At 39.9% G+C, this 26,746-nt stretch carries 28 protein-coding genes; 20 read left to right on the forward strand and 8 right to left on the reverse strand.

Going from position 1 to position 26,746, the window contains the following annotated elements:
- Positions 1-204: 204 nt before the first annotated feature.
- Positions 205-717 (forward strand): helix-turn-helix domain-containing protein, encoded by a 513-nt coding sequence (locus A3O17_RS01870; protein WP_064207784.1) that lies wholly within the window; start codon positions 205-207, stop codon positions 715-717.
- Between the two features lie 14 nt (positions 718-731).
- Positions 732-1,586, forward strand: coding sequence for an IS3 family transposase (locus A3O17_RS01875; protein ID WP_081255618.1), 855 nt, complete (start codon positions 732-734; stop codon positions 1,584-1,586).
- Between the two features lie 115 nt (positions 1,587-1,701).
- Here A3O17_RS01875 and A3O17_RS01880 read toward each other — a convergent pair whose 3' ends face one another.
- Both A3O17_RS01880 and A3O17_RS01885 read right to left on the reverse strand, forming a co-directional pair.
- Positions 1,702-2,691, reverse strand: coding sequence for a LacI family DNA-binding transcriptional regulator (locus A3O17_RS01880; RefSeq protein WP_064212741.1), 990 nt, complete (start codon positions 2,689-2,691; stop codon positions 1,702-1,704).
- 18 nt (positions 2,692-2,709) lie between these two features.
- Positions 2,710-4,203 carry a sucrose-6-phosphate hydrolase gene (locus A3O17_RS01885; RefSeq protein ID WP_064212742.1) on the reverse strand — a complete coding sequence of 498 codons (1,494 nt, stop codon included), beginning with the start codon at positions 4,201-4,203 and terminating at the stop codon, positions 2,710-2,712.
- A 256-nt stretch (positions 4,204-4,459) separates the two neighbouring features.
- On the opposite strand from A3O17_RS01885, the gene A3O17_RS01890 reads away from it, so the two are divergent.
- Both A3O17_RS01890 and A3O17_RS01895 read left to right on the forward strand, forming a co-directional pair.
- A complete protein-coding gene (locus A3O17_RS01890) occupies positions 4,460-6,400 on the forward strand; it encodes a sucrose-specific PTS transporter subunit IIBC (RefSeq protein ID WP_064212743.1) in 1,941 nt (646 codons plus the stop codon).
- A gap of 221 nt (positions 6,401-6,621) precedes the next feature.
- Positions 6,622-7,488 (forward strand): DegV family protein, encoded by an 867-nt coding sequence (locus A3O17_RS01895; RefSeq protein ID WP_064212744.1) that lies wholly within the window; start codon positions 6,622-6,624, stop codon positions 7,486-7,488.
- A gap of 41 nt (positions 7,489-7,529) precedes the next feature.
- Here A3O17_RS01895 and A3O17_RS01900 read toward each other — a convergent pair whose 3' ends face one another.
- Entirely contained in the window at positions 7,530-8,627 is a 1,098-nt protein-coding gene (locus A3O17_RS01900) for a glycoside hydrolase family 3 N-terminal domain-containing protein (RefSeq protein ID WP_064212745.1), read from the reverse strand.
- Between the two features lie 133 nt (positions 8,628-8,760).
- Between A3O17_RS01900 and A3O17_RS01905 the strand changes: the two genes are divergently transcribed.
- The 11 genes from A3O17_RS01905 (at position 8,761) to guaB (ending at position 18,877) form a co-directional block, all read left to right on the forward strand.
- Positions 8,761-9,534 carry a DUF6574 domain-containing protein gene (locus A3O17_RS01905; protein WP_064212746.1) on the forward strand — a complete coding sequence of 258 codons (774 nt, stop codon included), beginning with the start codon at positions 8,761-8,763 and terminating at the stop codon, positions 9,532-9,534.
- Positions 9,535-9,625: 91 nt separating this feature from the next.
- On the forward strand, positions 9,626-10,036 hold the full coding sequence (locus A3O17_RS01910; RefSeq protein WP_064212747.1) for a helix-turn-helix domain-containing protein: 411 nt from the start codon (positions 9,626-9,628) through the stop codon (positions 10,034-10,036).
- 101 nt (positions 10,037-10,137) lie between these two features.
- Positions 10,138-10,884 carry a TerC family protein gene (locus A3O17_RS01915; RefSeq protein ID WP_155728902.1) on the forward strand — a complete coding sequence of 249 codons (747 nt, stop codon included), beginning with the start codon at positions 10,138-10,140 and terminating at the stop codon, positions 10,882-10,884.
- 66 nt (positions 10,885-10,950) lie between these two features.
- Entirely contained in the window at positions 10,951-11,091 is a 141-nt protein-coding gene (locus A3O17_RS07905; protein WP_164477234.1) for a hypothetical protein, read from the forward strand.
- A gap of 167 nt (positions 11,092-11,258) precedes the next feature.
- A complete protein-coding gene (locus A3O17_RS01920) occupies positions 11,259-12,803 on the forward strand; it encodes an ABC-F family ATP-binding cassette domain-containing protein (RefSeq protein ID WP_064212749.1) in 1,545 nt (514 codons plus the stop codon).
- Positions 12,804-12,869: 66 nt separating this feature from the next.
- The gene (locus A3O17_RS01925) at positions 12,870-13,691 is read left to right on the forward strand and encodes a hypothetical protein (protein WP_064212750.1); all 822 of its coding nucleotides are present in this window, start codon (positions 12,870-12,872) and stop codon (positions 13,689-13,691) included.
- A complete protein-coding gene (locus tag A3O17_RS01930; protein ID WP_064212751.1) occupies positions 13,681-14,151 on the forward strand; it encodes a hypothetical protein in 471 nt (156 codons plus the stop codon). The genes A3O17_RS01925 and A3O17_RS01930 overlap by 11 nt, the downstream gene beginning before the upstream one ends.
- Positions 14,152-14,154: 3 nt before the next feature.
- A complete protein-coding gene (locus A3O17_RS01935) occupies positions 14,155-14,949 on the forward strand; it encodes a tyrosine-protein phosphatase (RefSeq protein WP_064212752.1) in 795 nt (264 codons plus the stop codon).
- 78 nt (positions 14,950-15,027) lie between these two features.
- Positions 15,028-16,392, forward strand: coding sequence for a hemolysin family protein (locus tag A3O17_RS01940; protein ID WP_064207881.1), 1,365 nt, complete (start codon positions 15,028-15,030; stop codon positions 16,390-16,392).
- Positions 16,393-16,459: 67 nt separating this feature from the next.
- Positions 16,460-17,242, forward strand: a complete 783-nt coding sequence (locus A3O17_RS01945) for a tyrosine-protein phosphatase (protein WP_064212753.1) — start codon at positions 16,460-16,462, stop codon at positions 17,240-17,242.
- A 147-nt stretch (positions 17,243-17,389) separates the two neighbouring features.
- The gene (guaB, locus tag A3O17_RS01950) at positions 17,390-18,877 is read left to right on the forward strand and encodes an IMP dehydrogenase (RefSeq protein ID WP_064207849.1); all 1,488 of its coding nucleotides are present in this window, start codon (positions 17,390-17,392) and stop codon (positions 18,875-18,877) included.
- Positions 18,878-18,932: 55 nt separating this feature from the next.
- Here guaB and A3O17_RS01955 read toward each other — a convergent pair whose 3' ends face one another.
- The 5 genes from A3O17_RS01955 to A3O17_RS01975 all read right to left on the reverse strand — a co-directional run bounded on the left by A3O17_RS01955 (position 18,933) and on the right by A3O17_RS01975 (position 23,244).
- Positions 18,933-19,862 (reverse strand): CPBP family intramembrane glutamic endopeptidase, encoded by a 930-nt coding sequence (locus tag A3O17_RS01955; RefSeq protein ID WP_064212754.1) that lies wholly within the window; start codon positions 19,860-19,862, stop codon positions 18,933-18,935.
- A gap of 120 nt (positions 19,863-19,982) precedes the next feature.
- Positions 19,983-20,912, reverse strand: a complete 930-nt coding sequence (locus A3O17_RS01960; protein WP_057826597.1) for a magnesium transporter CorA family protein — start codon at positions 20,910-20,912, stop codon at positions 19,983-19,985.
- A 69-nt stretch (positions 20,913-20,981) separates the two neighbouring features.
- A complete protein-coding gene (locus A3O17_RS01965) occupies positions 20,982-21,656 on the reverse strand; it encodes an ABC transporter ATP-binding protein (RefSeq protein ID WP_064212755.1) in 675 nt (224 codons plus the stop codon).
- A 17-nt stretch (positions 21,657-21,673) separates the two neighbouring features.
- Positions 21,674-22,732: an ABC transporter permease gene (locus A3O17_RS01970; RefSeq protein ID WP_064212756.1), complete on the reverse strand. Its 1,059-nt coding sequence runs from the start codon at positions 22,730-22,732 to the stop codon at positions 21,674-21,676.
- A gap of 2 nt (positions 22,733-22,734) precedes the next feature.
- Complete coding sequence (locus A3O17_RS01975) at positions 22,735-23,244, reverse strand: TetR/AcrR family transcriptional regulator (RefSeq protein ID WP_064212757.1); 510 nt, start codon at positions 23,242-23,244, stop codon at positions 22,735-22,737.
- 149 nt (positions 23,245-23,393) lie between these two features.
- Between A3O17_RS01975 and A3O17_RS01980 the strand changes: the two genes are divergently transcribed.
- The 5 genes from A3O17_RS01980 to A3O17_RS02000 all read left to right on the forward strand — a co-directional run bounded on the left by A3O17_RS01980 (position 23,394) and on the right by A3O17_RS02000 (position 26,246).
- Positions 23,394-24,095 carry a TVP38/TMEM64 family protein gene (locus A3O17_RS01980; protein ID WP_064212758.1) on the forward strand — a complete coding sequence of 234 codons (702 nt, stop codon included), beginning with the start codon at positions 23,394-23,396 and terminating at the stop codon, positions 24,093-24,095.
- Between the two features lie 376 nt (positions 24,096-24,471).
- Positions 24,472-25,086 (forward strand): aggregation-promoting factor, encoded by a 615-nt coding sequence (gene apf, locus A3O17_RS01985; protein ID WP_064212759.1) that lies wholly within the window; start codon positions 24,472-24,474, stop codon positions 25,084-25,086.
- A 161-nt stretch (positions 25,087-25,247) separates the two neighbouring features.
- A complete protein-coding gene (locus A3O17_RS01990) occupies positions 25,248-25,427 on the forward strand; it encodes a hypothetical protein (protein ID WP_064207841.1) in 180 nt (59 codons plus the stop codon).
- 31 nt (positions 25,428-25,458) lie between these two features.
- The gene (locus tag A3O17_RS01995) at positions 25,459-25,941 is read left to right on the forward strand and encodes a nucleoside 2-deoxyribosyltransferase (protein ID WP_064212760.1); all 483 of its coding nucleotides are present in this window, start codon (positions 25,459-25,461) and stop codon (positions 25,939-25,941) included.
- A 65-nt stretch (positions 25,942-26,006) separates the two neighbouring features.
- Positions 26,007-26,246 (forward strand): cytochrome b5 domain-containing protein, encoded by a 240-nt coding sequence (locus tag A3O17_RS02000; protein ID WP_057826589.1) that lies wholly within the window; start codon positions 26,007-26,009, stop codon positions 26,244-26,246.
- Positions 26,247-26,746 lie beyond the last annotated feature (500 nt).

Below are 26,746 nucleotides of genomic sequence, written 5' to 3' on the forward strand. Positions count from 1 at the left end.
ACGATCTAATACCTGAGTCAAGTAATAAAAATTACTTTTCCCAATTGGATAATATCGTTGTACTTTTGAATACGGATATCCTTTCTGATAAAGAAGATAAATATTAATCTTATCTTGTTTTGTTAAACGCATAAAAAGCACCCCAAATCTGAAGTGCCCTAAAATTGTTGGACAGAAACTAACAATTTTGGAGGCACTTTTTTTATGGTTAAATATTCATTAGAAATGAAAAAACAAATTGTAAAAGAAGCTATTAATGGGAGCTCTTACTGTAGTTTGGCTCGAAAATACGATGTAGATAAAAGTAATATTATTGATTGGTGTAAGTTAGTACAACAACACGGAACTAATGCATTAATCCATGAAGGAAGACGTACATTTTCGATTAATTTTAAAATCCATGTAGTTCAAGATTATATTTCTTCATCCGTAGGATTTAGAAAAATCGCTGCTAAGTATAATATTTCAAAATCTCAAGTATGCGCATGGTATCATAGTTATGAAACATTTGGCATAGCGGGCTTACGTCCACATGCTAAAAGGAGTTCTCATACAATGTCTTCAACTAAAAAAAGTAAATTAATTTTATTTGAAAAAAATAAAGACAAAAAAATTGCACAACTGGAAGCAAAACTTAAACATTTAGAAATGGAACGTGATATTTTAAAAACATTACTCACCCTCAACAAGTCGACAACATCCGTAAAACGGAAGTAATTCAAAGGTTAAGGGTGAGTTATCCCTTAAAACAACTCTTGACATTCTTTAAAATGCCACGTTCGACTTTTTATTATACTTTATCGCAATTGAATCATGCGGATAAATATGCTGATCTAAAAAAAGATATTGTTAAGTGGTTTAAAGATAGTCATGAAACCTATGGTTATCGTCGAATTTTTTTATTAGCACAACAAGCTGGTTATCCATACTGCATGGAAACAATCAGAAGAATTATGCATCAAGAATTAGGATTATGTCCTACTATATATAATCAACGCAGGAGAAAATACTCTTCTTATCGTGGAAATATTGGGAAAATCGCTCCTAATCTTCTTAATCAACATTTTGATACTACAGAACCATATAGAGTATTGCATACAGATATAACTCAAATACGGATGGAAAATGGAAATTTTGGTTATATTTCCGCCGTACTTGATGAAGGAAGCCATGAAATTCTGGCAATTCAAACATCTTCACATCCTGACACAAAATTAATTTTAGATACATTAGCACAATTACCGACTTTTGATAATTCAGCTACTTCGGTATTAATTCACTCTGATCAAGGATGGCACTACCAATTAGCTTACTATCGAAATGAATTAAAGCAACATCACTTAATTCAAAGTATGTCACGAAAAGGTAATTGCCACGATAACGCTCCAATGGAGAGTTTCTTTAATCTTCTCAAAAGGGAATGTCTTAAACGAACAGAAATTAAAAATATTAATCAATTACAACAAAAAGTTAAGAATTATGTTGGGTGGTACAATACTAAACGAATCTCCTTTAAATTAAATGGAATGAGTCCCTGCCAATATCGACAAAAAAAGCTCGCAACAGTTAATACTATTACGAGCTAAAAAAATTAAGACTTATTTAAATGTCCAACTTTTTTGTGGCACTTCAATCTTGGATTTATTTTGTCCAAGATTTGGGGTGCATATCATGAATGTCATTGACCTCTTTTTTTAGATTTTAATGAGCCGTTGTCTTGCTTCGAAGAATTTTAACAGGTAATTTAAACTGATTAGTTTCCGTTTTGAAATCGGGATTTTCAATTCGTTTGCAAAGTAATTCAGTCAACAATTCAGCAATTTCTTTTACTGGCTGAACGATTGTTGAAAGCTCAGGGTGATAGGTCTGATTTAATTTCGTCCCATCAAAACCAATAACTTTCAGTTGCGTTGGAACATGAATGTTGAGCTTTTGAGCTTCTTGTAAAACTAACAGTGCAGTTAAATCATCCGAGCAGAAAATCCCATCAGCAGTGTGCTGTTCAAGTAATTGCCGGACTGAAACGGCTTTTAACGTTGGCGATTCTGAGAAGCGAACAGCGTGAACGTGGGCTTTTAAACCAAACTTTTGAATCGTATCTTCGTATGCTTTTAACCGTTGATTAGTCGGGTTGGCAATTGATTGCGGATTTCCAAAGTAATCGATGTGCCGACATCCGGCTTGATAAAGCTCTTCGGTTGCCAAACAGCCTCCTTGGTAATTATCGCAGCTGACGATTGGGACGTTTTCTGATAAGGTCCGGTCGAAAGAAACAATTGGAAGCCCGACTTTATTGTATTCTTCAATATCTAAGTTGTGGGTTCCAGTAATGATTCCATCGACTTGGTTGGCAATCAGCATTTGAAGGTATTCCTGTTCTTTGCGGCTGTCATAGTTCGCGTTGCAAAGAATCATTTTATATCCCTTATTAAATAATTCTTTTTCAATCGAACTAACAAGCTCGGCGAAAAATGGATTGGTAATATCAGGGACGATCACGCCGATCAAATTGGTTTGCTTTCCTTGAAGGGAACGTGCCAATGAATTTGGGCGGTAATTCAATTCCTGGATCGCCTGGTAAACCTTATTTTTTGTTTTTTCGCTTAAATATCCATAATTATTGATTACACGTGAAACAGTGGTTGGTGAAACCCCTGCTTTTTTTGCAACATCCGTTAATTTTGGCCGCATAAGTTATCCTCTTTAATTTTACATATCTGCTAAATTCCAGAAAGTTCCATAGTAGTTTAATGAATTCTTTCCTGTAAGTGCAATTTTATCATTTTTTTGATCGGCAAAGTAGCGCAATGTCATTACGTGTTCACCGTTATTGACGAAGACTTCGGCTAATGAATGATCAATGAAAATATCAAGGTCAAGGTTTTGGTTTTCAGGAAGGCGGATCTTCCGGGTCACACCAAATTTTTCATTGAACGTTTGGCCAGCCTTTGAACGGTCAATTTCAAAGAAAGCGTCTTTCCCAGTATTAAAGTTGAGTTGCAAACTTTGATCAACGGTGTGGTTTCCTGCAAGGTGCAAAGTTCCGCTTTGATTCCGGGCGATGGTAATTTTCAATTCATATTGTTGGCCAGCGTGGCTTTCAACAACTTGACGGCCATCAATGACCTTTTCGGTTCGAATCAGATGTCCGGCTTGGCGCAAAGTTCCCATTGCAGCAACTGGCCGTTGGATCAACCGCCCGTTTTTAAGTGAAAGTTCCTTAACTTGACTTAAGCAATTTGCCCAGTTTTCATTGTCAGTTGGATATTCAACGTCAGGAAGGCCGACCCAGCTGATTGCATAAGCTTTTCCATCGGGAGCATTGAATGCTTGAGTGGCATAAACGTCAAAGCCATCGTCCAAATTGATTGGTGCGGCTTGAGTCGTCGTCATTTTACCCGCGTCAAACTTAAACTTGCTGCCGGCAACATACATATTTGGATAAATGTTTTCGTAAGGAGTGATTTTCTTATCTAAGCCTTGAGGACAGAAAATCAAGACCGGCTGATCGTCAACAAAAACTAAGTTTGGACATTCGATCATGTATCCCATGTCCTTATCAGTAAAGTTGATGTATCCAAGATCAGTCCATTTGCCAGTTAAATCGGAGGCGCTGAAGATGGCGACTTTTCCGGTTTCGGTTTCTTTATCTTGAGCTCCTAAAATTGCATAGTATTTATCACCATGCTTTAAAATTTGCGGATCGCGGAAGTGTTCCGTGACATGATCAGGAGCTTCAATTAATGGCTGGGCTAACTTTTCAATGTGCCCGTTTTGATCCATCCAGGCCCCGTTTTGGTAAGAATGCCGAACCCAATCTTGATCGCGGACATTACCGGTATACATTAAGAACAATTTATCGTTGATCACGGTTGCAGAACCTGAATATGCTCCGTGACTGTCGAACTGAGTATCAGGTTTGACAGCTAATCCCATGTCTTCCCAGTGGACTAAATCAGCTGATTTCATGTGATGCCACGACTTTAATCCGTGAACCGGACCAAATGGATATTGTTGATAGAATACGTGCCAGGCGCCGTTAAAATATGAAAAACCATTCGGATCGTTAAGTAAGCCAGAGCTTGGACGAATATGGTAATGGAGTTGGGATTGCGACCGGTCTGCTTGAGCTTGCAGGTCAAGCAATGTTTCGGCGTCCCATTTGTTATATGGTAAGTATCTTTTTTCAGTTGTCCATTCCATGAATGAGCCTTCTTTCATTAAAGTGATTTCTTATTAATTTCTATTAAATTCATTTTTATGATAAATAAATTTGCAAGGTGTGTCAATCGATTACCATAAATAAATGATTGATATATCAAGATTGTTTTCGCTTTCAAAAATAATTGATTTATTTTGTGATAAACGATTGACATATTCTGAGAATGCGCTATCATTATAAATGTACTCAGGAAAATAAAACGTTTTCACGAAAATAAAAAATCAAGGAGGAATCACCATGGATCACCAAAAAGTCGCATCTGAAGTTGTTAAAGCTGTTGGAAAAGACAACGTGGTTGCTGCTGCTCACTGTGCAACCCGGCTTCGGTTAGTCTTAAAAGATGATTCTAAGGTTGATCAAGCAGCTTTAGACAATAATGATGATGTTAAAGGAACATTCAAACAAAACGGCCAATATCAAATTATTATCGGCCCTGGGGATGTTAACAATGTTTATGATTACTTTGTAAAGGAAACAGGCGTTAAGGAAGCCTCGACCGAAGATTTGAAAGACATTGCCCAAAACGGAAAGAAACCAAATCCAATCATGGCATTCGTTAAACTTTTGTCTGACATCTTCGTTCCGTTGATTCCAGCCTTAGTTGCCGGTGGTCTTTTGATGGCCTTGAATAACTTCATTACATCAAAAGGTTTGTTTGGCCCAGAAGCCGTTATTCAAATGGTTCCGCAACTCAAAGCGGTATCGCAAATGATTCAAGTAATGGCTTCAGCACCATTCATCTTCTTGCCAATCATGGTTGGTTTCTCAGCCGCTAAACGGTTTGGTGCCAATCCATTCCTTGGTGGCGTAATCGGAATGATGATGACCTCCCCAAGCTTGGTTGCAGGTCATTTCTGGAACCTTTTCGGAATGCACGTTTCCCAAACACCATACACATACCAAGTTATTCCGGTATTAGTAGCAGTTTGGATTCTTTCAATTTTAGAAAAGTTCTTCCACAAACACTTACCATCAGCAGTTGACTTTACGTTTACCCCATTACTTTCAGTTATCATTACTGGCTTCTTAACATTTACGGTTGTTGGTCCGGTGATGCGTGAAGTTTCAAACTTGATCACTGATGGAATTGTTTGGTTGTACAACACGACCGGCGCATTCGGAATGGGAATTTTCGGTGCGGTTTACTCACCAATTGTTTTAACTGGTTTGCACCAAAGCTTCCCAGCTGTTGAAGTTCAATTGATTTCAGCCTTTACTGCTCACCACCAAGGTGTCGGCGACTTTATCTTCATCGTTGCTTCAATGGCGAACGTTGCACAAGGGGCTGCAACCTTTGCCTTGATGACATTAACAAAGGATAAGAAGACAAAAGGTTTAGCTTCATCAGCCGGCGTTTCAGCATTACTTGGAATTACTGAACCTGCAATTTTTGGGGTCAACTTGAAATTCAAGTTCCCATTCTTCTGTGCCTTAGTCGGTTCATGCATTGCTTCATTTATTGCCGGAATCTTTAAGGTTGGGGCTGTTGCCCTTGGATCTGCTGGATTCTTAGGATTCTTATCAGTTAACACAAAGTCAATCATTGTTTATGTAATTTGTGAATTGATCAGTTTTGCAATTGCCTTTGCAGTTACCTTCCTTTACGGGAAGTCTCACAATCAACTTGTAAATCCTGTTCCGGTTGCAACTTCAGAAGCTGAAGCAATTGAAGCTAAGGAAGATCACGTTGAACCTGAACAAAAGCAAGAAGTTTCATTAAACAGTGAAGTTATTGCTGCTCCGGTTAACGGAAAAGTTGAAGACTTATCAGAAACAAACGATGAAGTCTTCTCAACCAAGATGATGGGTGATGGCGCTGCAATCATTCCAACTGATGGAACAATTTATGCTCCAGTTGATGGTAAGATTTCAGTTGCCTATGAAACCAAGCACGCTTACGGAATTACATCTGACAAGGGCGCTGAGGTTCTGATTCACGTCGGAATTGATACGGTCAACTTAAAGGGTGAACACTTCGAAAGCTTTGTCAAGCAAGGCCAAACGGTTAAGAAGGGCGATAAGTTAGGAACAGTTGACATTGATGCTGTTCAAAAGGCAGGATACGATCCAACTGTAATGACAATTATCACGAACACCGCTAACTATGCTGAAGTTGGTCACAAGAAAGCTGACGAAATTCACCATGGTGACGATTTCATTAAAGTCGTTGCAAAATAAAATGATGATCTTGAAGCGCGGGGTGATTTCAATCACTTCCGCGCTTTTTTTATTGGAATTAATGCTGAATTTGGCTATTAAAATTGGGAGTAATCGACTATAATAAAAATGATCCGAGATGTTTGGTAGCTAAACTATCTAGACTTTAAGTCTATATTATATTGATTTTGAAAACATTTAATATATAATTAGAATAGAAAACTGCTTAAGGAGAATTTAAAATGGCAAATATTAAGATTGTAACTGACTCATCAGTTCAGTTAACCCCAGCAGAAATTAAAGAAAATAACATTACAATTGTTCCGTTGACAATTGAAATCAATGGGCAAACTTTCGTTGATGGGGAAACGATTACCCGTGAAGAACTTGTTGAAGAATTAAAAAAGGGGAATAAGCCAAAGACGAGCCAACCAGCAGTCGGTTCGTTTGTCGATGTATTTGATCGTTTGGGTGAAGATGGAAGCCAGGTCGTTGCCATTTTGCTTTCTGATGTTTTAAGCGGAACGTATCAAACTGCCGTTTCAGCAGCTGAAATGTCATCAACGGATGTAACGGTGATCAATAGTAAGTCAACTGATCGCGGTGAAGCATTTCAAGTTTTAGCAGCGGCAAAGGATGCAGCTGCGGGCAAGACAATTGAGGAAATTCAAGCACATTGTAAAGATATCCTTGAACGGACGACGATCGATGTTTTAGTTGATAACTTGGACAATATCTTGTCAGGCGGCCGGCTTGGGAAAATGGCAAGCATGTTGACCAAACTGATCAATTTGAAGGTTATTGTCCGGTTACGGGAAGATAGTTTGGATGTTGTGAAGAAGGGCCGCAGCCGGAAGACGTTCTTCAAATATTGTGCAGAACTAAAAGAACGGCATCAAGATAATCCCATTCAAGAATTATCACTTTCAAATGTTGATTGTAGCGATGAATATTTGGAAAAGGTGAAGGATGCTGTTCTTCCAGAAAACAGTGTTGATGCGGCTTATATTGCCCGATTAACGAGCCCAATCATTATGACTCATACAGGATTGAATGCGATCGGCGTTATTACGCTTGCAGAAAAACCAGAACCAGATGAATATAAATAAAAATAAGGTTGTGACTTATGTCACAACCTTATTTTATCAATTTATTTTATTAATCCAATTTTTTTCTTAAGCTTTAAAATCCGATAGACAGACTGGTTGATCTGTTTTTCTGAAATTTGGTGGTTCTTAACAGCTTGTTCAATTGCCGGAATCCCAGTCTGATAGTTTTTGCTCAGAAGCATATCGTTTCCGGCCTCAACGGCTAAAACATCGGCATTTACGTGATTATCCTGGGCGAATTGGGTAATTGCACCCATTCCAAGGTCATCAGTGATAATAACGCCTTTAAAGTGTAATTGATCTCTTAAAATTTTATGGACTTGCGGTGATAATGAGGCCGGGTAATGATTATCAACCTGATTGATCACAATGTGTGAAACGAGCACTGCATCAGCATGGCTTTTAATTCCCGCAATAAACGGAAGAAAGTCTTGGTTTTGAAAATCAGCAAGCGATTTGTTAGTTGAAGCAAATCCCGTATGGGTGTCGCCCGCAGTTCCATAACCTGGGAAATGTTTGAGGGTTGCAACCACTTTTTGACTTTGAATTGCCGGAACAACTTTTGAAATATACGTTGCCGTTTGCTGGTAATCTTTTCCGAATGTCCGGGGATAGATGAAACTTTGAGGATTATTTGAAACATCGGCAACAGGGGCGAAGTTCCAATTGATTCCTAAATTGTGAAGAATCCCAGCAACATTTCGGGCTTCATTCACTTCAGCTTGCATATTATTATTTAATGCTTGCGGTGATGGGAATTGCCGGTTGTTTGTTAATTGAGGATTATCACTTAGGCGCGAAACGGTCCCGCCTTCCTGATCAGTTCCGATGAAAAGCGGAATCTGACTTGCTTTTTGCCATCCGGCAAGTTTGGCTTTGAACTGGTCAGGGGTTTGGTTTTGAAAATCAGCCCCGAATAAGACAACACCGCCAACATGATACTGTTGAATGGCGTTGAGAACGTCATTTTGATTGCCATCGCTCGGAACAAAGTACATCTGCGCAATTTTATCTTGCAGGCTCATATGGTCAATTCGCTTTGATAGCTGGTCAGCGTGGGCAGAACTTACCGTCAGGCAACACGCCAAGAGTCCAAGAATAAAGTAAATAACAGCTTGAAATGATTTTTTAAATTGCATCGCAAACTCCTCCATCTTTTTTCACAAATAATTATAAATTCTTTTAATGAAAATAAATACCCTCTTCTTTAAAAAAGAAATTAATTAGTTTACAATAAAACTGTATTTTATAAAGAGAAAGTGAGTAGATCGAATGTCAAAAAACGATTCAAAATTAGAAACCGTTACTTTTTATCCTCACGGTGATGAAAAGAACAAGGATAATTCTTCAAGTGCAGCAAGTGCAGCTGCAACGGGAAAGAAATTAAACTACTTTAAGTGGATCTTAAGTTCATGGATCCATCCCGGAGAAGAAGTTGAAGGTGCAAAATGGTATGGGGTCGTTACCATTGTTGCTGAATTACTTGTTTTCTTCGGCGCATTGTACCGTTTCTTCCACGTATTAGTTAAGAATTCATTTTTCGGTGCAAATATCAACAACATTTTTTACGTTTTGAATGGTGGCAAATCAAGCATTGCTGAATTGTTAGTTTACTTGAAACTTTTCATTTTCAGTTTGATCGCAGCCGCAATTATTATCGGTGGAACATACTTAGTAAGCCGTTATTTGGTTTCAGGTAAGAAAGAAAACTTTTGGACATACACTAACCGCATCACCCATTACAGCGGAATCAACGTGATTTTAACGCTTGTAATCTTGGTTCTCGGGCTTTTTGGAATTGCCGGGCGGGCAATTTCATTATTGACCCTTTTTGCATTAGCAATTTTTGGAATTGCAGTGTTAGTTGCGGTTATCAGCCGTTCAAATGAAGAAGGCCTTGACCGGATCTATGCCGGAATCGTAACTGCATTAGTAATGGGATTAGGATTCTTTATTTTCTATTTACTGTCATCAGAAATCATTATGAAGGTAATTTCATTTGGAGTTCAAGTCTTCATGATGATGATGGGCGGCGGCTTACAATAGTCGGAAAGCAAAGTTTTTAACGGAAGGAGGTTGTGCCGAAAACGGGACGGCCTCTTTTTGATTCGAAGGTTTTAATTTATGAGGTGATAAAATGTTTCCTGAGAGATTACGGGCTCTTCGGCAAGGAAAAGGCTTATCGTTGCCGGAATTAGCCAGCGCGTTAAACCAATCATTAGCGGATTATCCGCGTGAACGGGCCAATACCGGTCCCCAAATTGGAAGTTGGGAACGCGGCGTGAATACCCCGTCGTACATTGAAATGATGAAACTGGCAGATTACTTTAACGTGTCCCTTGATTTCCTTGCAGGGCGGCAATATACCGAAGTTGAACTTGACGATTTATTTACGTCCAATGCCCAGCTAAACTTCAACGGGCATCAATTATCGGCGAATGAAAAGACAGCGATTTACGGAATGATCAAGGGCTTTTTGCATGGCAAGGTTGAACAACAGCCAGCGCAAGCGCAAACGGATGAATTGACATTGCCGTTGGATGATTAGCAAGGTTAAGCTTCCGTTAAGAATTATTTGCTAGCCTTTGAAATTAAAACTGAAATGTGATATTTTCCTTATACAATGATAATTAAAGGAGATTTTAATTGATACATTTTTTACAAACTTTATATGGTCCGTTCTTTGATTTGAATAATTGGAAAACCGTGATTGAATCAGGAAGCGACTGGTTGATTATCTTGTCGCTGGTTTTGATCGAATGTTTGTTGTCGGTCGATAATGCGATTGTCCTTGCAGCACAAACCCAAAAACTTCCAACTAAAAAAGAACAGGAAAAATCATTATTTTACGGCTTATGGGGAGCGTATCTTTTCCGATTCCTGTTAATTGGTGTCGGAACCTTTTTGATCAAGTTTTGGTGGATCAAAGTGATTGGGGCTGGATATTTGCTTTACCTATCGATCAATCATTTTTGGAAGATGGCGCATCCGCATTCTGACCAGCATCATTCAAAGAAACGGAAACGGTTATTGCCGCTTTTTTGGTCAGTCGTTGTATCAATTGAATTAATGGACATTGTCTTTTCGGTCGATTCCATTTTAGCCTCGTTGGCAATTTCACCGAATCCGGTGATTGTTCTAATTGGGGGCATGATTGGAATTTTATGTATGCGGGGAATTGCTGAAGTGATCATGCAATTAATGAAGAAGATTCCAGAACTTGAGGTCATGGCATATGCGTTGATCACCCTGATTGCGATTAAACTGTTTATTTCAATTCCGGCCATCGACATTGAAATTCCAGCAGCGATTTTTGGAATGATCGTCTTGATCGCGGTGGTCATTACCTTAATTGTTCATCAACTTCGGAAACGTCGCGGATCATCTTCAAAGTAAACTTGAATTTTTTGATAATTTTCGATAAAATAAATGGTTGTTAATGTCAGAAGGGAGGGTAACTTCATGTCACAAAACACACACATTGGTGCAGCTAACGATCGTCGTCCTGTAAACCATAAGAACATCAAGAAGCGTCGTAAACAACACGAAGCTGTTTTAGACTTCTTGAAGGAACGCGATGAAGCTGACAAAGCAAACAAGTAATTGAGCTTACGGGCATGATGCACGTGGGGCTCAACTGATGTGAAACTTTCTCGAGGAGTTTTGCAGCAGATCCGAGTTTCAATTAATTGAATACGCAGAAGCTCCACATGGATCGCGTAGGCGGAACATGTGGTGTTTTTTTATCTAAAGTGATATGAAGTTGAAAAATGGGAATTTTAGAAGTTAGCCACCTTTCAATGAGTTTTGCTGAAAAGCAATTATATACGGATGCTGAATTCAGTTTGAATAAGGAAGATCATTTAGGCGTGATCGGTCAAAATGGAGCTGGGAAATCAACCTTGATCAAATTGATAACCAAACAGCTTTTTCCTGACGAAGGCCAAATTAAGTGGCAAAAAGGAATTAAGATCGGTTACTTGGATCAGTACGCTGAATCGGCACATGATTTAACGATTATTTCTTTTTTGAAAAGTGCTTTTAAAGACCTTTATGAAATTGAAAAACAAATTCAGCAAGATTACGCTGAGTATGCTGAAACAATGGATGAACGCTTGTTAGAACGGGCAGGACGGAATCAGCAAACGCTTGAAGCGCATGATTTTTATGGAATTGATTCCCGAATCGATCAGGTAATGCAAGGATTAGGGATCGACGCGCTTGGAAAGGATCGCCGGGTAAGTGATTGTTCAGGCGGACAACGATCCAAAATTATTTTGGCAGAGTTGTTGTTGGAAAGTCCGGATGTGCTTTTACTGGATGAACCGACGAATTATCTTGACACTGAACATATTGAATGGCTGATTGGCTTTTTGAATGACTTTCAGGGAGCATTTATGGTAATTTCTCATGATTATGATTTCTTAGAACGGGTCACTAACGCAATTATCGATGTTGCGTGGGGAAAAATCACGAAGTATACCGGAAGTTTTAAAGCGGCAATCAAGCAAAAAGAAATTAAAAAGGAAGTTCAGCGAAAGGCGTTTGAAAAGCAACAACGCCAAATTGAAAAAGACGAAGCTTATATTCGGAAGAATAAGGCGGGGACCCGGGCGTCAATGGCAAAATCCCGTGAGAAACGGTTAGCCAAGATGAAACGGATCACTCCGCCAAGTGATAATTTGCGCGCCCATTTCAATTTTCCAATTGAAGAAATTTTATCGGCAAATACCTTAACGGTTAAAAATCTTGTTGTCGGGTATGACAAACCGTTGTTAGCACCGGTTACGTTTTCAATGACGCATGGTGAAAAGATCGTTTTGAAGGGATTTAATGGGGTCGGTAAATCAACCTTGATCAAGTCGATTCTGGGTAAAATTCCGGTATTTGAAGGAACCGCCAATTTCGGCGACGCGGTTAAAATTGGGTATTTTAATCAGGATTTAGTATGGGATGATGCCACGCAAACCCCGCTTCAAACGATTCAAAATATCGATCCGTTGCTCGAACCAAAGACCATTCGCCAAAAGCTTGCGCGGGCTGGAATTAATGCTGCAAATGCAATGCAGCCGTTGAATCTGCTTAGTGGTGGCGAACAGACGAAGGTCAAATTATGCATTCTGGAACTTCATCCAAGCAATTTCTTGATTCTTGATGAACCAACAAACCATTTGGATGATGAAACGAAGGATGCGTTACGGCAAGCCCTGATCAGTTATCCGGGTAACGTGATCCTGGTAACTCATGAAGCTTCATTTTATCATGGATGGGTCGACCGGATCATTGATGTCGAAGCCTTGCGGAAAACTAAATAAAATTTGAATTTTTAAGCGCGTTTACGTATATTTATAAAAAGAAAGAACTAAGCGAGAGGCAGAAAAATGGAAAAGAAAAAAAGTAGTTGGCTGGCCTGGTTAGTTGCAATTGTTTTGGTTGCAGGAACAGTCGGCTCATACATCTATATTAAGCACGAAGAAGGGATTCGGGCAGTTAAATTAGCAAAGGAAAAGAAGCGCGATGAACATGATGCTAAAATTAATGCCCGAATGATGAAAAAGCAACGGGAACATTTGCGCAAACCGGTTGAATGGAATAAGCCGAGCGAAACATTACCATATCCTGAAATTGCCAAGTACCGGCACTATTCAAAATTGAATCGGGTATGGCTTTCATTTTCACTGGCTAAGCAACGGTTGTATGTTCACCAGGGACCGTTTACGATCTATACAATGTATGCCTATGGGAACCCGAACTATCAAACAATGGATAACCGGCAAAAGACTCCGCTAGGAATTTTTAAGATCAAAAAAACGCGGGGAACGAATTATTATGATGCCCCGTCAGCTCGCAGTTATGCAGCATGGATCTCATATTCAAACCCTGGCGACCCGTATGGTGTTCAATCAATGCTTCAAGCTGTTCCAACTGATAAGAACGGAAAAGTTGATAAGGAAGCCGTTAAATGCTTAGGAAAGAGCTTTAAACATAAACATGCTGCTCAAACCAATGGGGCAATTTGGCTGACAACTTCAGACGCCGAATGGCTTGAAAAGAATATTCCAGCCAAAACAATGTTAGTGATTCAAAGCCGAAGCGACAAGGGTAATCCATATAATGAATTGAAGAGTCACTACAAGTATCTTGAAACGCAAAAGAAATTCAACCACAAGAATAAGGAAAAGGATCATCAAAATGAAGATTAAGGTACAGGATTTTATTGACCGCATTGTTGACGGCGATTTTATCAGCAGTGAAATGGAGACACCCGTTAACGATCTCGACGGGGCATTAAAACAACTTCTTTCGGATTTTCAAACGACGGTGGCTCAGGGGAAACTTGGACAGCAGATTTTGGTGATTACGGGTTTTGAAGAAGCCGTCTCAGTCCGATTAGAAAGCGGGATCATCAATCTGCCGTTTGCAAATATCAACCGGGTCGATAATTTTTTTGAAAGTTCAGATGAAGAGGTTCCAGTGCAAGTTGAACTGATCATGGAAGCGCCGGATCTGAATGCATCGAAATTTCATATCGATCAGTTAGGTTCAATTGAAACGTTGAATAACGCGCCGATGGAAATCGCTCAACAAATCATTACCAAGGTTCATTCCGGCTTAGAACAGATTCAAAGTAATCTGGCAGCAGTAAAGGAAAAGAAGGATTAAAAGATGGAACAGCATTTATTAGAAGTCAAAAATGGATTCAATTTTCGCGATATTGGAGGATACCCCGCAACTGATGGGAAAATGATCAAAATGCATAAGGCGGTGCGTTCAGGGATGCTTAATCCGCTTTCGGATGACGATTTGAACTATCTAAATGAATATGGGGTGCGGGTCGATGTCGATTTTCGCTCACCAAGCGAGCAGAAAGAATACCCGGACAAGGTTCCTTCAATGGCGAAGTATATTAATGATTCGGTTTTTCCAGCTGATGAAACGAATAGTACGGCAAAGAATCAAATGCGAAAGCAAGCATTTAAGGAAGATCCTGAAGCTGGCTATCATGATATGTTGAATTCATATAAGGATATTGTCCTTGCGCCAAGCGCGCAACATGCTTACCGGGTGTTTTTTGATGAGTTATTGGCTAATTCAGCTGACGGTGAAGCAGTTCTTTTCCACTGTACGGCAGGAAAAGACCGGACCGGAATGGGTGCTGTTTATTTGATGACTGTTTTAGGGGTTCCTGATGAAATCATTCGTGAGGACTACCTTTCATCAAACAAGCATTTAGCATTGAATCAGCAAAATAAACAGAAACTTTATCACGAACTGGGACCAGTTTTCTTGAAAAATATTGAAGCTTTGACCCATGTTTATGATGAGTATTTGGATACAGCCCTGAACGTCATTCGCGCAGAAGCTGGCAATGTCCGCAATTATGTTGAGCAGGTATTGAAGGTTACCCCGCAACAACAGCGCGATTTAAAGAAAATTTATCTAACAGATAACGGGCAGTAGTCTACAAACACCGTAAAAGGTGGTATGATTTTAATATAAAATAAAATTTAATTATTTTCAGAAATGGGGAATGACTAAATGTCAAGTGGTCAGGCGATAATCAATTTGATTATTGTAGTGATCGTCTTTTATTTTGCCGCTTTCTTTGTAGCAGCAGAATTCGCAATTGTGTCTGTTCGGAAGAGTGCGATTGAAAGTGCACTGGAAGAAGGAACAGGCAACAAGAAGAAACTGAAACTTGCACTGCAGATGGTTTCAAACATGAATGAGTACCTATCGACGACCCAAGTTGGGGTTTCGACGACCGGAATCATTTTAGGCTGGATCGGGGCCGATACTTTGTCGCAAATCTTAATTAAGACTTTCGGCAAGTTGCCGATCAATCACGCAACGATCGTGGCCGTCAGTGCAGTTTTAGGGGTCGTAATTTTGACCTACCTTGAAGTGGTTTTAACGGAAATCGTCCCAAAAAACATTAGTATCGACATGCCGATGAAGATGATGATGTTCATCGTCCGGCCGTTACACTACTTCCACGTAATTTTCTATCCGTTTGTATGGTTGCTTAATAAGTCAGCTTCAGGAATTGTGAAGGCGCTTGGATTAAAACCGGCAGGCGAAGAAGAAGACGTCATGTCGCAAAATGAAATTTTGAACGTTTCGAAAAACTCCGTTGATAGCGGGGCGATTGACCGCGAAGACTATGTTTACATGGAACGGGCCTTTGAATTTAACGATAAGGTTGCCAAGGACGTGATGGTCGATCGGACAAGTCTCGAAGTTGTTGACGTAACTGACACGGTGCGTGACGTGATCAATAAATATTTGCAAACCAAGTTTTCACGTTACCCCGTCGTTGCGAATAACGATAAGGATAACATTTTAGGCTACGTTTATATTTATGATATGATCCGCCAGGCGCAAGTTGACGATACTGTCCGGGTTTCACGGGTAATGCGGACGGTCATTACTGCTCCTGAGATGACCCCAATTCAAAAGTTATTGCAACAAATGATTAAGAAACATGTTCCGTTAGTGGTTATTTTGGATGAATACGGTGGAACAAGCGGAATCGTAACTGATCGGGATATTTACGAAGAGCTTTTCGGAACGGTTAAGGACGAAGCTGATGACGTTTCTTCCGACGACATTGTTCCAAATAATGATGGAACGTATAAAGTATCGGGGAAAACTACGCTGTATGATTTTGAGCGGTTCTTTAAGTTTAAAGATAAGGAATTTCAAGAAGCAGATAGCGTAACGTTAGCAGGCTATTTGCTTGAAAATTATAAGGTTAAACTCGGATCAAAAATTCAAATTGGCAACGTTGAAATCGAAGTTACCGATTTCAAGCGCAATTACATTGATTGGATGAAGGTTACCCCATTAGCCAGTCAAGAAGATGATTCTGCTGAAGATGAGCAGGGAACCCCAAATCCATAAGAGTAAAAGAGAGGTTGTGACAATTGTCGCAACCTCTTGCTGTATCTAGCGTTAAGGAGGAATTAAGATGGAACATCAACGGATGCTTGATTTAAAAGGCGGGGTCAATTTCCGCGAACTAGGAGGCTACTCAACGATTGATGGAAAGCATGTTAAGTGGCACAAGATTTTGCGCTCGGGAAACATGACCGATTTGACGGACGATGACCTTCAATTCTTGACCGATTACGGGTTGCGAATCGATGTTGACTTTCGTTCACCAGCTGAAACGGAATACTATGCGGACCGGTATCCTGAAAAAGCAGCGTATGTTAATTTACCGGTTTATCCGTTCAGCAAATCGTTATTTAAAAATCTAGGAATCGTTAACTACATGAAGATGAAAATCGATGATCAAGATTACGCTGATCAAAGTTATGTTCAAATGCTTGTCGACCAGCACGCACGGATGGCATACCAGCGAATGTTTGAGCTGTTGCTAGCAAATGATAAACCAGGTCAAAGTCTGGTATTCCACTGTTCTGCTGGAAAAGACCGGACTGGAGTGGCCGCCTTCTTGATTTTGAGCGCATTGCAGGTGAAACCGGAAGAAATTTTAAAGGATTATTTATTAACGAATTTGTTTTTTGAAGGCGCATCGGCAACCGAAATCAATCATTTAGTTACAAATGATGCGCGAAATGCCCTTGCAGATAAATTAAATTCGAATTTAGCTGTCAGTTCAGAAAACTTTAAAGTGTTAGAACGAACCTGTAAAACGGTGGCCTCATCAATGGATGAATATTTTGAAAAATACTTAGGATTGACGCCGGAAAAACTGAAAAAACTGCGGACGGTTTATTTGGAATAAATTAAATTGTTGTAATTTAAACCTCCTTTTGAAACTAATCTCGGAATAATTATTCGTAATTCGCAATTAATTGTAATAATCACTTGAAATTTATACGGATTTTGTGTAACCTATAAAACAATAAATAAACTTATGGAGGAACAACTTATGTCTAACTGGGATACAAAGTTTTCAAAAAAAGGTTTTACGTTTGATGATGTTTTGCTGATTCCGGCAGAAAGCCATGTTTTGCCGAATGAAGTTGATTTAAGCGTCGATTTGGCAGATAATTTGCATTTGAATATTCCAATTATCAGTGCCGGAATGGACACGGTAACGGAATCTGAAATGGCAATTGCGATGGCACGCGAAGGCGGTTTAGGTGTTATTCACAAAAACATGTCGATCGAACGCCAAGCTGAAGAAGTCCGGAAGGTAAAGCGTTCTGAAAATGGAATCATTAACGATCCAGATTTCTTAACCCGGGACAACACTGTTGCGGAAGCTGAAAAGTTAATGCATGAAAACCACATTAGCAGTGTTCCAGTTGTTAACAGCCGGAATGACCGGAAGTTGTGCGGAATTATTACTAACCGGGATATCCGCTTTATCCAAAATCATGATCAAAAACTAGATGATGTAATGATCAAAGAGGATTTAGTTACAGCGAAGGAAGGGACATCGCTTGATGAAGCCCGGAAGATCCTTAAAAAGAATAAGATCGAAAAACTTCCATTGGTTGATGGACAAGGGAGTTTATCAGGATTGATCACATTACGGGATTTGGAAAAAGTCGTTGAATTTCCAAATGCCGCTAAGGATGACAAGGGCCGGTTATTAGTTGCTGCTGCTGTCGGGGTTACAAGTGACACCTTTGAACGGGCAGCTGCACTCCTTGAAGCCGGTGCGGATGCATTGGTAATCGATACTGCCCATGGCCATTCAGCCGGCGTATTACGGAAGATCAAAGAGATTCGGGAACACTTCCCGCATGCAACGTTGATTGCCGGCAACGTTGCAACCGCAGAAGCAACGAAAGCGTTGTATGATGCCGGGGTTGATGTTGTTAAGGTTGGTATCGGACCAGGCTCAATTTGTACGACCCGGATCGTTGCCGGAGTTGGGGTTCCTCAATTAACAGCGGTTTATGATGCTGCAAGTGTTGCCCGTGAATACGGCAAACCGATCATTGCTGACGGGGGAATCAAGTATTCTGGTGATATTGTTAAGGCGATTGCAGCTGGCGGAAATGCCGTAATGCTTGGCTCAATGCTTGCCGGAACGGAAGAAGCTCCAGGTGAAACGGTCTTCTATCAAGGACGGCGGTACAAAGCATACCGTGGAATGGGAAGTTTAGGTGCCATGGACTCAACTCACGGCTCATCTGACCGTTACTTCCAAAGCGGTGTAAATGAAGCTAATAAGCTTGTTCCAGAAGGAATTGAAGGACAAGTTGCTTATAAAGGCCCTGTTTCAAGCGTTCTTTATCAAATGGACGGTGGTTTACGGGCCGGCATGGGTTACTGTGGCGCACCTGATTTGAAGACTCTTCGGGAGGAAGCCCAATTTGTTCAAATTACAGGAGCTGGATTACGGGAATCACACCCGCACGATGTTCAAATTACAAAAGAAGCTCCTAATTACTCTCGGGATTAAAAGTGAAGGTATTAGAATAAAAAATGGAACTGCAAGTTTTTGCAGTTCCATTTTTTTATCGATGTTGAATTCCACCCAGTGCAAGGGCGATTCCATAAGTTAAAATAATTAAAATTGGTAATTGGCGGAAAGCAATTGCTAAAAAGTGATCTTGAATTCGATTTTGCCGCCACCAATTGATCAAAGGTCGTATACCGACTAAAATGAATCCAATCAGGCCAATTACCGCCAGGCCAACGGTTAGGAACGGAATCCATGCGATCTTTTGCGAAAGTAATTGGAGACCGATGCTTAATCCAAGGTTATTAATGATATGGGTAACAATGGCCCATTTTAATCCATAACGGTATGCAACTAATCCAAGAAGCATTCCGGTTGCAAACGCAAACGGACTTTGGATCAAGTTCCCGTGGGCACATGCAAAGAGAAGCGATGAGATGATCAGGGCAAATTTAACGCCGAATGGTTGCAATTTGCGGAAGACGAATCCGCGAAAGACGATTTCTTCAAATAACGGAGCACAGATTCCACCATAAACCATCATACTTACTGAGCGAATTCCGGTTTGACTTGCATTTTGCATCTCGGCAAGAGCTGAAAATCCAAGAGGCTTCAAGCCGACCTCAACAATGGTTCCAAAAAGTTCAGCTCCGAGTTGAAAAACAAAAAGCATGAGGATGATGCCGATAATTGCTTGCCAGGTGATCACCGTTTTACGCGCGGTAAAAATCTGCTGGCGTTCAGTTTGATTTGCTTTAGCTAAGACAAGAATGACGCCAATGATGCCGGCAATCATATATGCCCAGCCATTGGTTGCTGAAACGGTTTTAAGTCCTTCAATCAAATTGGAATTTCCCTGGATGATTACAATTCCAAGTGAAACGAGCAAGTCGATTACGTTAAGTGCGACTAAAAAAATAATTGTTCCCCAAGCAACACGCTTAACGGCTTTTACAAGGGGTTGAGTGGTTGTTTGTGTGTTCATAATTTTTCTCCTTCCCTTTCGGTGAGTTAATTATACCTGATTGGAACCGTTTTGAATAGTAAAAAAATACGGACCATTCCTTGAGATTAAAATTCATTAACTGGAATAGTTCGTATTTTATTAAATGAAATGGTGTTTCTTCATGTAGATAAAAAGCCAGATCATAAAGCCGACATTCAAGACAATGATGATCAACCAGGCCCAGTGATTGTTGGTAAGGGGGAGGTTGACATTCATGCCGAAGAATCCGGTGATGATGGTTGGAATCGTCAGCAGTAACGACCAAACAGTTAAAAACTTCATTGTATCGTTCAGGTTATTATTCAAAATATTATTTGAAGTTTTTGAAAGCATTTCGGTAACTTCACTTGAAATTTTAACCATTTGGGAAGACTGCTTGGATTCGATCAGAATATCATCGAGCCGTTCAAAGGCTGCGGGCGTCAGTAACCGGGCCAGCGGCGTTTTCCCTAGATCTTGCAGCATCATTAAATTTGTACTGATACTGCTTGAAAGGTAAACTAGACTTTTTTCGATTTGAGCTAGTTCGCGAAGATCGCGGTTTGCAATTTCGTTATTTAATTCCCGATCAAGTTGATTGCGATCAGTGTTGATCTGGGTCAATGCCCGTTGAAAATACTGGGTCGAATGAAAGAGAAACAGCATTACAAACTCGGTGATGTCATGGACATTTTGGAGCCGTTGGTGCATTTCGCTGCCTTCAAACTGCTCAAAAACATAGTTTGTTCGGTGAGTATGGAATGAAAAAACAGTCTTTTCATGAATTAGAAAAACAATTGGCCGGGTCGTAAAATGATTGATCTCAGCTGTCGGCCAAAGAGGAACGTCGTATACGAGAAGATGGCTATCAGTGTGTTCATCATAGTCATAGTGCGGCCGTTCGTTCAGGTCAGATACATATGAAGTGATCTCGGGAGTAAGTTTAAATGATTTTTTAAGCTCGCGAATATCAGCTTCATCAATGTCGACAACGTCAAACCATTTAAAATCGGTTTGGGTTAATTCTGAAAGTTTTTCCTGTTTGATCATCGGGATTCACCTCTTTGATAAAAATTAAATTCTTATTCATTTTATCAAAATCAAAGGGGAACGACAAAGCTATTTTTCCCGTGAAATTACTCCATCTGTGATGTTGAAAATTTTGTCGGCGTAGTCTTTTAGGCGTAAATCATGGGTAACAACAACGACCGCTTTATTTTGGGTGTGGGCAAGCTGTGCAAATAACTTGCCAACTTCTTCAACATGGGCAGAATCTAAAGCCGCCGTTGGTTCGTCTGCCAAAATAATTTCGGGATTCGGATATAGCGCGCGGGCAATTGCGACCCGTTGATTTTGACCGCCTGAAAGCTGGTCGGGATATTTATTAACAAGTTGGTCGATTCCTAACAGTTTCAGCAGGTCATCGAGTTGACTTGCTGAAAGGTTGCCGCTCTTTTTAACCTTATCAACGAGTTTAAACTGCTCTTTAACTGTCAGGTATGGGACAAGGTTGTATGACTGAAGAACGAACCCTAAGTGATTAAGGCGTAACTGTTCGCGCTTCTTGGCAGAGAGATGCCGAAGATCATCGCCGTTGATCAAAACCTCGCCGTCAGTCGGGGTTTGCAAACTTCCGGCAATCGTTAAAAACGTACTTTTGCCGGAGCCTGATGGTCCAAGAATTAAGGTCATTTCTCCTTGGTCAGCACTAAAATTAACATCTTTGAGGGCTTCAACCTTTGCAATTCCTTTTCCAAATGTTTTATTAACGTGATTTAAAGTTAATGCAGTCATCTTATAAAGCTCCTTTCTTAGCCGATAACCTTTACAGGGTCGATTTTCATAATTGTCCGGACTGGTAAAATTGCACCGATGATCGAAGTTAAGACTAATCCAGCAGCAACCGCACTTAAAACGGGAACGTTAAACGTCATTGGGACCGCTGCGGGAATGACTAAACTGGTGATCCATGTCAGAAGAGCGCCAATTAAAATTCCGCTGACAACTAAAATCAACGATTGCATGATCGTACTGATAACCAGTGTTTTGGCGGGCACGCCTTGGGCTCTCAAAACAGCATAGTTTGGAAGTTTTTGATTGGTAATGATGTAAAGGAAGATCGCAATGACGATCAATGAGATGACCATCAAGAATCCAATCATAAATTCAAAAGTCATGTTTTGGGCAGTGTAGCCGGGAAGATTATTGATAAAGGCGGATACCGAGTATGCTTTTAAATTGTTGTCAGTAACTTTGTAATGTTTGCTTCGAGTAATAAGGGCGTTTGCAGCCAAGTTGGGATTCAAGTTACTGATGGTTTTCCATGCAGATAACCTGCCATATGCAATTGGTGAAATATTGATCTTCGCATTTTTGACAAACCCAATAATTTGATATTTTTGGTTAAGGGAGTTCAACTTGACCCACTGACCAAGTTTGTATCCTTTAGTTTCAAACGATGAATCAACAACTAATTGGCGGTCGGTTAATGGCTTGTGGCCCTTAATGACCTTCATATCCTTATAAATGAATTGAGTTGGCTTGATTCCAATAAAGGTTGCACTGATTTGCGGCAGATCGGAGTGTTTAGCAACCACGGCGGCTTGGCCAATGACAGCATCATTTTTGCCTTGGTGAAGCTGGTCAACCTGTTGGGTCGTCAGGAAGGATTGCCGCATATTGATGTCAGAGTCTTTATTCAAAACAACCTGTTTAATGTTCCACGTGTCGATTGCGGCGGTGTTTTGACTTCCTAATCCTTGGGCTAAACTTGTTAAGATAAAGATTAAGTAACTAATGAGAACGACCATTGAAATCACCAGGCCGTAACGAAGTTTTTCATGTTTGATTTCTTTAAGTGCTAAAAACATAATTACTGTTCCTTTCCTATTTGAGCAATTGCGGTTTTAAACCGGGTGAAATAAAATTCTTGATTAGCGGGATCAAGAAAGAGTGCGCGTAAAGTTTCGTGACTTAAAATGAAGTACATCCAAGTAGTGGTCTTCATCTCAGTTGTCGGGATAAATGGCCGCAGCAAATTTTCATTATATTTAAAGTGCATTTGAAATAATGAATAGCTTGGAAGAGTATGCGCCTCATCAATAAACCGGCGCATTTGGCGGATTATAAGCTGTGGATCAGTATAATCTTGATTTTCAAGATCAACGTGAACGTGGCCAAGCTCCTGATGAAGAAGATATTGGTATGCATCGGTCAGATCATCAAAATACTTATAGAAAGCTCCCCGTGAAATTGAAGCGTCTTTGATGATTCGCGCAACTTGAGCCTCGTTTAATGGGTAATGCGCAAATTCATTTAGAAGCGCATTGTCAACGCGTTTCTTTTTTTCGGCATTTAATTTTAAAAATGTTTGTTTAGGCAAATTAATCAACTCCTTTTGGTGACACTGTGTCACTGATGATATTTAGATTATATGCTAACGGTGACACCGTGTCAACGTTTTGTTTCGGTGTTTTTTCAAATTGTTAAATGATAAGATAGAAGTAAAGGATAATTAGCAAGGAATTGACGATGGAAAAGGAAACACGAAGAAAAATCTTACTATATAGTACAGTTACATTAGGAATTATCTTGGCGGTTGGAGTAATTGGACTGTTACTGCGGGATTATTACCCGCAGATTCATCAGTTCTTTAATCCGCAAAATGATCGCATGTATTTAAAGCAGGCCTTTCGGCATCATGGGATCAAGGATGCCTGTCTACTAATTATTTTGACTGCGATTTTGACTGCAATTCCGGGAGCACCGGTTGCGGTTGTCTGTATCTTTAACGGGGTCCTTTATGGTCCGTGGATGGGGATCTTAATGAATCTTGGCGGATACGTTTTAGGAAATTTACTGGTCGTTTATCTTTTAGCGCACTTTAATTTCATTAAGCATTCGCAACGATTCAAAAATCAAATGGCATCATTTAAACGGTTTAAAGATCCGGCACTGGCAATTATTTTGGGATATGCGCTTCCAATGATTCCATCAAGTTTTACAAGCTATATGGCCGTTAAGCTTAAGATGGGAATCGGGCGGTTGATTATGTGTATCGCGATTGGAACGCTGCCGATGTCATTACTGTATGCTTTTGGCGGGGATGCGGTCTTCCGCGGAAGTACGCTCCGGATCATCGTTGCGGTTATCTTAATTCTTTTGATTTTTGTAATCCTCTTTAAGGTATACCGTCAGTTTGAACAGCATCGTCAAAAGAAAACGGAAATGTAACATTCAAATTACAAACCGATGATTGAGAACCAGAAAAACGGTGGAATTTCACTGTTTTGCTGGTTTTTTCTTTGTTAGAAAAAATTATTTGTGAAAACTCAATGGGAATTCCTGTTCAATGAAGGTGATTTTGTCATAAAAGGGCGAAAATGAATGAACGCCGCGAGTAAAGGAATTCTTATTGGTAAATAAATTTATTTTGTTAGAGTTTATTACTTTAAGTTACATCCTGAAGATAAATATTACATAAAGGCGGCAAATAGTAATTATCCTGCTATTTGCCTGTTATATTCACCCCGTATACTAAACGGTGTTGTTAAGGGAAAACAACGTGTCAGAATGAAAACAGAATTTTTTATAGGAGTGAATTTTATTTATGAGAATCAAAAAGTTTTTATTGACAATTGCAGCAGCATTCGGCTTGATAACTGTAAGTGCCGTAGCCGCAAACGCTGATACAGTGACGGTAAAAAGTGGCGATACTCTTTCAAAAATTGCAACCGAATATAACACAACGGTTTCATCGATCCAACAACTTAATCATTTAGCTGATGTTAACTTGATTTATGTTGGGGAACAACTTCAAGTTAATGGAAGTCAAAATAATCAAGGAAACAGCCAACCGCAAGCAGCAGCTCAACAACCTGCAGTTTCAAATAATCAAGCAGCGCAAAATCAAAATACTCAACCTGCTGCTCAAAGTTCACAATCAACTCAAGCAACAGCAAATAATAGTTCAAATTCTTCAGCATCATCAAACCTTTCAAGCAGTGATGCAGCTGCGAAGGCATGGATCGTTGCTCGTGAATCAGGCGGAAATTATAATGCCCGGAATGGTCAATATGTTGGGGCATACCAATTAAGCGCAAGCTACTTAGGCGGCGATTACTCACCAGCCCACCAAGATGAAGTTGCTAACCAATATGTTACAAGCCGTTACGGTTCATGGGTCAATGCTCAAAAGCACTGGCAAGAATGCGGCTGGTATTAAAATCATAATTTAAAATCGTAGTAATTAAAGGGTAAAGTAAGCAAAGTTTCCTTGATTTTAGGAGGCTTGGTTTGCTTTACCTTTTTTGTGTTATCTTTTTATGGCAAACGGGTTTAATCTAGGATAAGATAAGAATATACGAGAATAAGTAGGTGAACGAGATGCGACTTTCAATTATTTTAATAATCTTATTGCTGATCGTAGTCGGCTTTTTAATGATTTATAATGCGTTGGGAGTTCGGGACCGAGCGGCTACTTTTTCACGTGGAATGATTATGACGATTGGCATCATCATTTTTGGTGGTGGCATTTATTTATTTGTAAAATATTTACTTCGGTAAATGACAACGAAAGAAAGAATGGAGAAGAATTATGACAGTTGAACCTGGTCCAGTTAAGGCATATATTGCATGCAGTTGGTTTACACCTGAACAACGCGAACAGTTAGATGCGGGGTTGAAAGCAATTGAAGCGAACCCGACCGTTTCACGTGAGTTTTCACATTTCCCGCTTGATCATCAATACAAAGGAATGGATGTTAACGAACATCCGGAACTTGTTCATGATATTGAATGGCAAAATCGGACTTATGTTTCAGATATTGAAGGAATGATGGGCGCCGATTTAGGAATCATGTTGTACAATCCGGCTCAAATTGATGACGGGGTTGCCTATGAATTAGGCTATCTTCGGGCATCGGGCAAGCAAACCGTGTTAGTTATTCCAGATGATGCGGATGAACCATTGAATTTAATGATTGCGATTGGTGTCAGCCGGATCATTCGAATGTCGGAATTAGCAACGTTTGATTTCCGCCATGTTGTCAGTGGAACTTACCAAGGCGGGGTCTACTAAGAGCAAGCATATTAATATCTCATTTGATTCAAGTTTGGTATTGTTATAACTGAGAGGTGTTAATTATGGCAGAAAAAGAAATTAAACGGGCGGATTTAGCAAAGTACAATGGTCAAAATGGTAACCCGGCTTATGTTGCAGTGAATGGAAAAGTTTACGATGTTACTGATTCACCAGCATGGACTGGTGGCGAACACCACGGAAATCTGGCAGGAACCGATGTAACGGATGCATTGTTAAACAAGTCGCCGCATGGTGATAAGGTATTAGCTAAGTTACCGTTGGTTGGAAAATTAGTTGATTAATAAGAAGGTGTGACAAAACGTTAAAAAACGAGCGTGGTGGAAGCAGAAAAGCGAACGAATCGCGCAGCATAGATTCGGAGGTTTACGTCCTTCCACGTAGCTCGTTTGTTTTGGAACCCGATTATGTGGATATAGCAAAGAGGTTGTGACACAAGTCGCAACCTCTTCTCTTTTATTATATGGTTTTTAATAACAAACAGACTAAGATAGTGATAGAAAATTTGATCCGACGGGATCTTGTTTTCTATCACTTTTTCTTTGCGTTAAAGTGATAAATGAAGTTGACATGTCGTGAGCTTTTTTGACACTTGATGTCGCATAACAAAATGGCAACTTCATTGCTTTCACTGTGAATCTCTTCGTAGTCTGTTGGCATTCATGTCATGTTTTGAAAATTAGATTAGTAAAAGTTTATGAATCAACTTTGAAAGGATGGTACATATTATGCGTTTTGTTTTTGGTATTGATGTTAGTAAAGTCACTTCTAACGTGGCGATTGT

Source organism: Ligilactobacillus aviarius, from assembly GCF_001654615.1.
In the GTDB taxonomy this organism is placed as follows: Bacteria; Bacillota; Bacilli; order Lactobacillales; family Lactobacillaceae; genus Ligilactobacillus; species Ligilactobacillus aviarius_B.

Excerpts from the sequence above, each read along its gene's own strand:
- A3O17_RS01890 (WP_064212743.1), top strand. The coding sequence starts at position 4,460 with ATGGATCACCAAAAAGTCGCATCTGAAGTTGTTAAAGCTGTTGGAAAA.
- A3O17_RS01980 (WP_064212758.1), top strand. The coding sequence starts at position 23,394 with ATGGAAAAGGAAACACGAAGAAAAATCTTACTATATAGTACAGTTACA.
- A3O17_RS01870 (WP_064207784.1), top strand. The coding sequence starts at position 205 with ATGGTTAAATATTCATTAGAAATGAAAAAACAAATTGTAAAAGAAGCT.
- A3O17_RS01935 (WP_064212752.1), top strand. The coding sequence starts at position 14,155 with ATGGAACAGCATTTATTAGAAGTCAAAAATGGATTCAATTTTCGCGAT.
- A3O17_RS01900 (WP_064212745.1), bottom strand. The coding sequence starts at position 8,627 with ATGCAATTTAAAAAATCATTTCAAGCTGTTATTTACTTTATTCTTGGA.
- A3O17_RS01940 (WP_064207881.1), top strand. The coding sequence starts at position 15,028 with ATGTCAAGTGGTCAGGCGATAATCAATTTGATTATTGTAGTGATCGTC.
- A3O17_RS01990 (WP_064207841.1), top strand. The coding sequence starts at position 25,248 with ATGCGACTTTCAATTATTTTAATAATCTTATTGCTGATCGTAGTCGGC.
- A3O17_RS07905 (WP_164477234.1), top strand. The coding sequence starts at position 10,951 with ATGTCACAAAACACACACATTGGTGCAGCTAACGATCGTCGTCCTGTA.
- A3O17_RS02000 (WP_057826589.1), top strand. The coding sequence starts at position 26,007 with ATGGCAGAAAAAGAAATTAAACGGGCGGATTTAGCAAAGTACAATGGT.
- A3O17_RS01970 (WP_064212756.1), bottom strand. The coding sequence starts at position 22,732 with ATGTTTTTAGCACTTAAAGAAATCAAACATGAAAAACTTCGTTACGGC.
- A3O17_RS01910 (WP_064212747.1), top strand. The coding sequence starts at position 9,626 with ATGTTTCCTGAGAGATTACGGGCTCTTCGGCAAGGAAAAGGCTTATCG.
- apf (WP_064212759.1), top strand. The coding sequence starts at position 24,472 with ATGAGAATCAAAAAGTTTTTATTGACAATTGCAGCAGCATTCGGCTTG.
- guaB (WP_064207849.1), top strand. The coding sequence starts at position 17,390 with ATGTCTAACTGGGATACAAAGTTTTCAAAAAAAGGTTTTACGTTTGAT.
- A3O17_RS01895 (WP_064212744.1), top strand. The coding sequence starts at position 6,622 with ATGGCAAATATTAAGATTGTAACTGACTCATCAGTTCAGTTAACCCCA.
- A3O17_RS01885 (WP_064212742.1), bottom strand. The coding sequence starts at position 4,203 with ATGGAATGGACAACTGAAAAAAGATACTTACCATATAACAAATGGGAC.
- A3O17_RS01905 (WP_064212746.1), top strand. The coding sequence starts at position 8,761 with ATGTCAAAAAACGATTCAAAATTAGAAACCGTTACTTTTTATCCTCAC.
- A3O17_RS01925 (WP_064212750.1), top strand. The coding sequence starts at position 12,870 with ATGGAAAAGAAAAAAAGTAGTTGGCTGGCCTGGTTAGTTGCAATTGTT.
- A3O17_RS01945 (WP_064212753.1), top strand. The coding sequence starts at position 16,460 with ATGGAACATCAACGGATGCTTGATTTAAAAGGCGGGGTCAATTTCCGC.
- A3O17_RS01880 (WP_064212741.1), bottom strand. The coding sequence starts at position 2,691 with ATGCGGCCAAAATTAACGGATGTTGCAAAAAAAGCAGGGGTTTCACCA.
- A3O17_RS01955 (WP_064212754.1), bottom strand. The coding sequence starts at position 19,862 with ATGAACACACAAACAACCACTCAACCCCTTGTAAAAGCCGTTAAGCGT.
- A3O17_RS01930 (WP_064212751.1), top strand. The coding sequence starts at position 13,681 with ATGAAGATTAAGGTACAGGATTTTATTGACCGCATTGTTGACGGCGAT.
- A3O17_RS01995 (WP_064212760.1), top strand. The coding sequence starts at position 25,459 with ATGACAGTTGAACCTGGTCCAGTTAAGGCATATATTGCATGCAGTTGG.
- A3O17_RS01965 (WP_064212755.1), bottom strand. The coding sequence starts at position 21,656 with ATGACTGCATTAACTTTAAATCACGTTAATAAAACATTTGGAAAAGGA.
- A3O17_RS01960 (WP_057826597.1), bottom strand. The coding sequence starts at position 20,912 with ATGATCAAACAGGAAAAACTTTCAGAATTAACCCAAACCGATTTTAAA.
- A3O17_RS01920 (WP_064212749.1), top strand. The coding sequence starts at position 11,259 with ATGGGAATTTTAGAAGTTAGCCACCTTTCAATGAGTTTTGCTGAAAAG.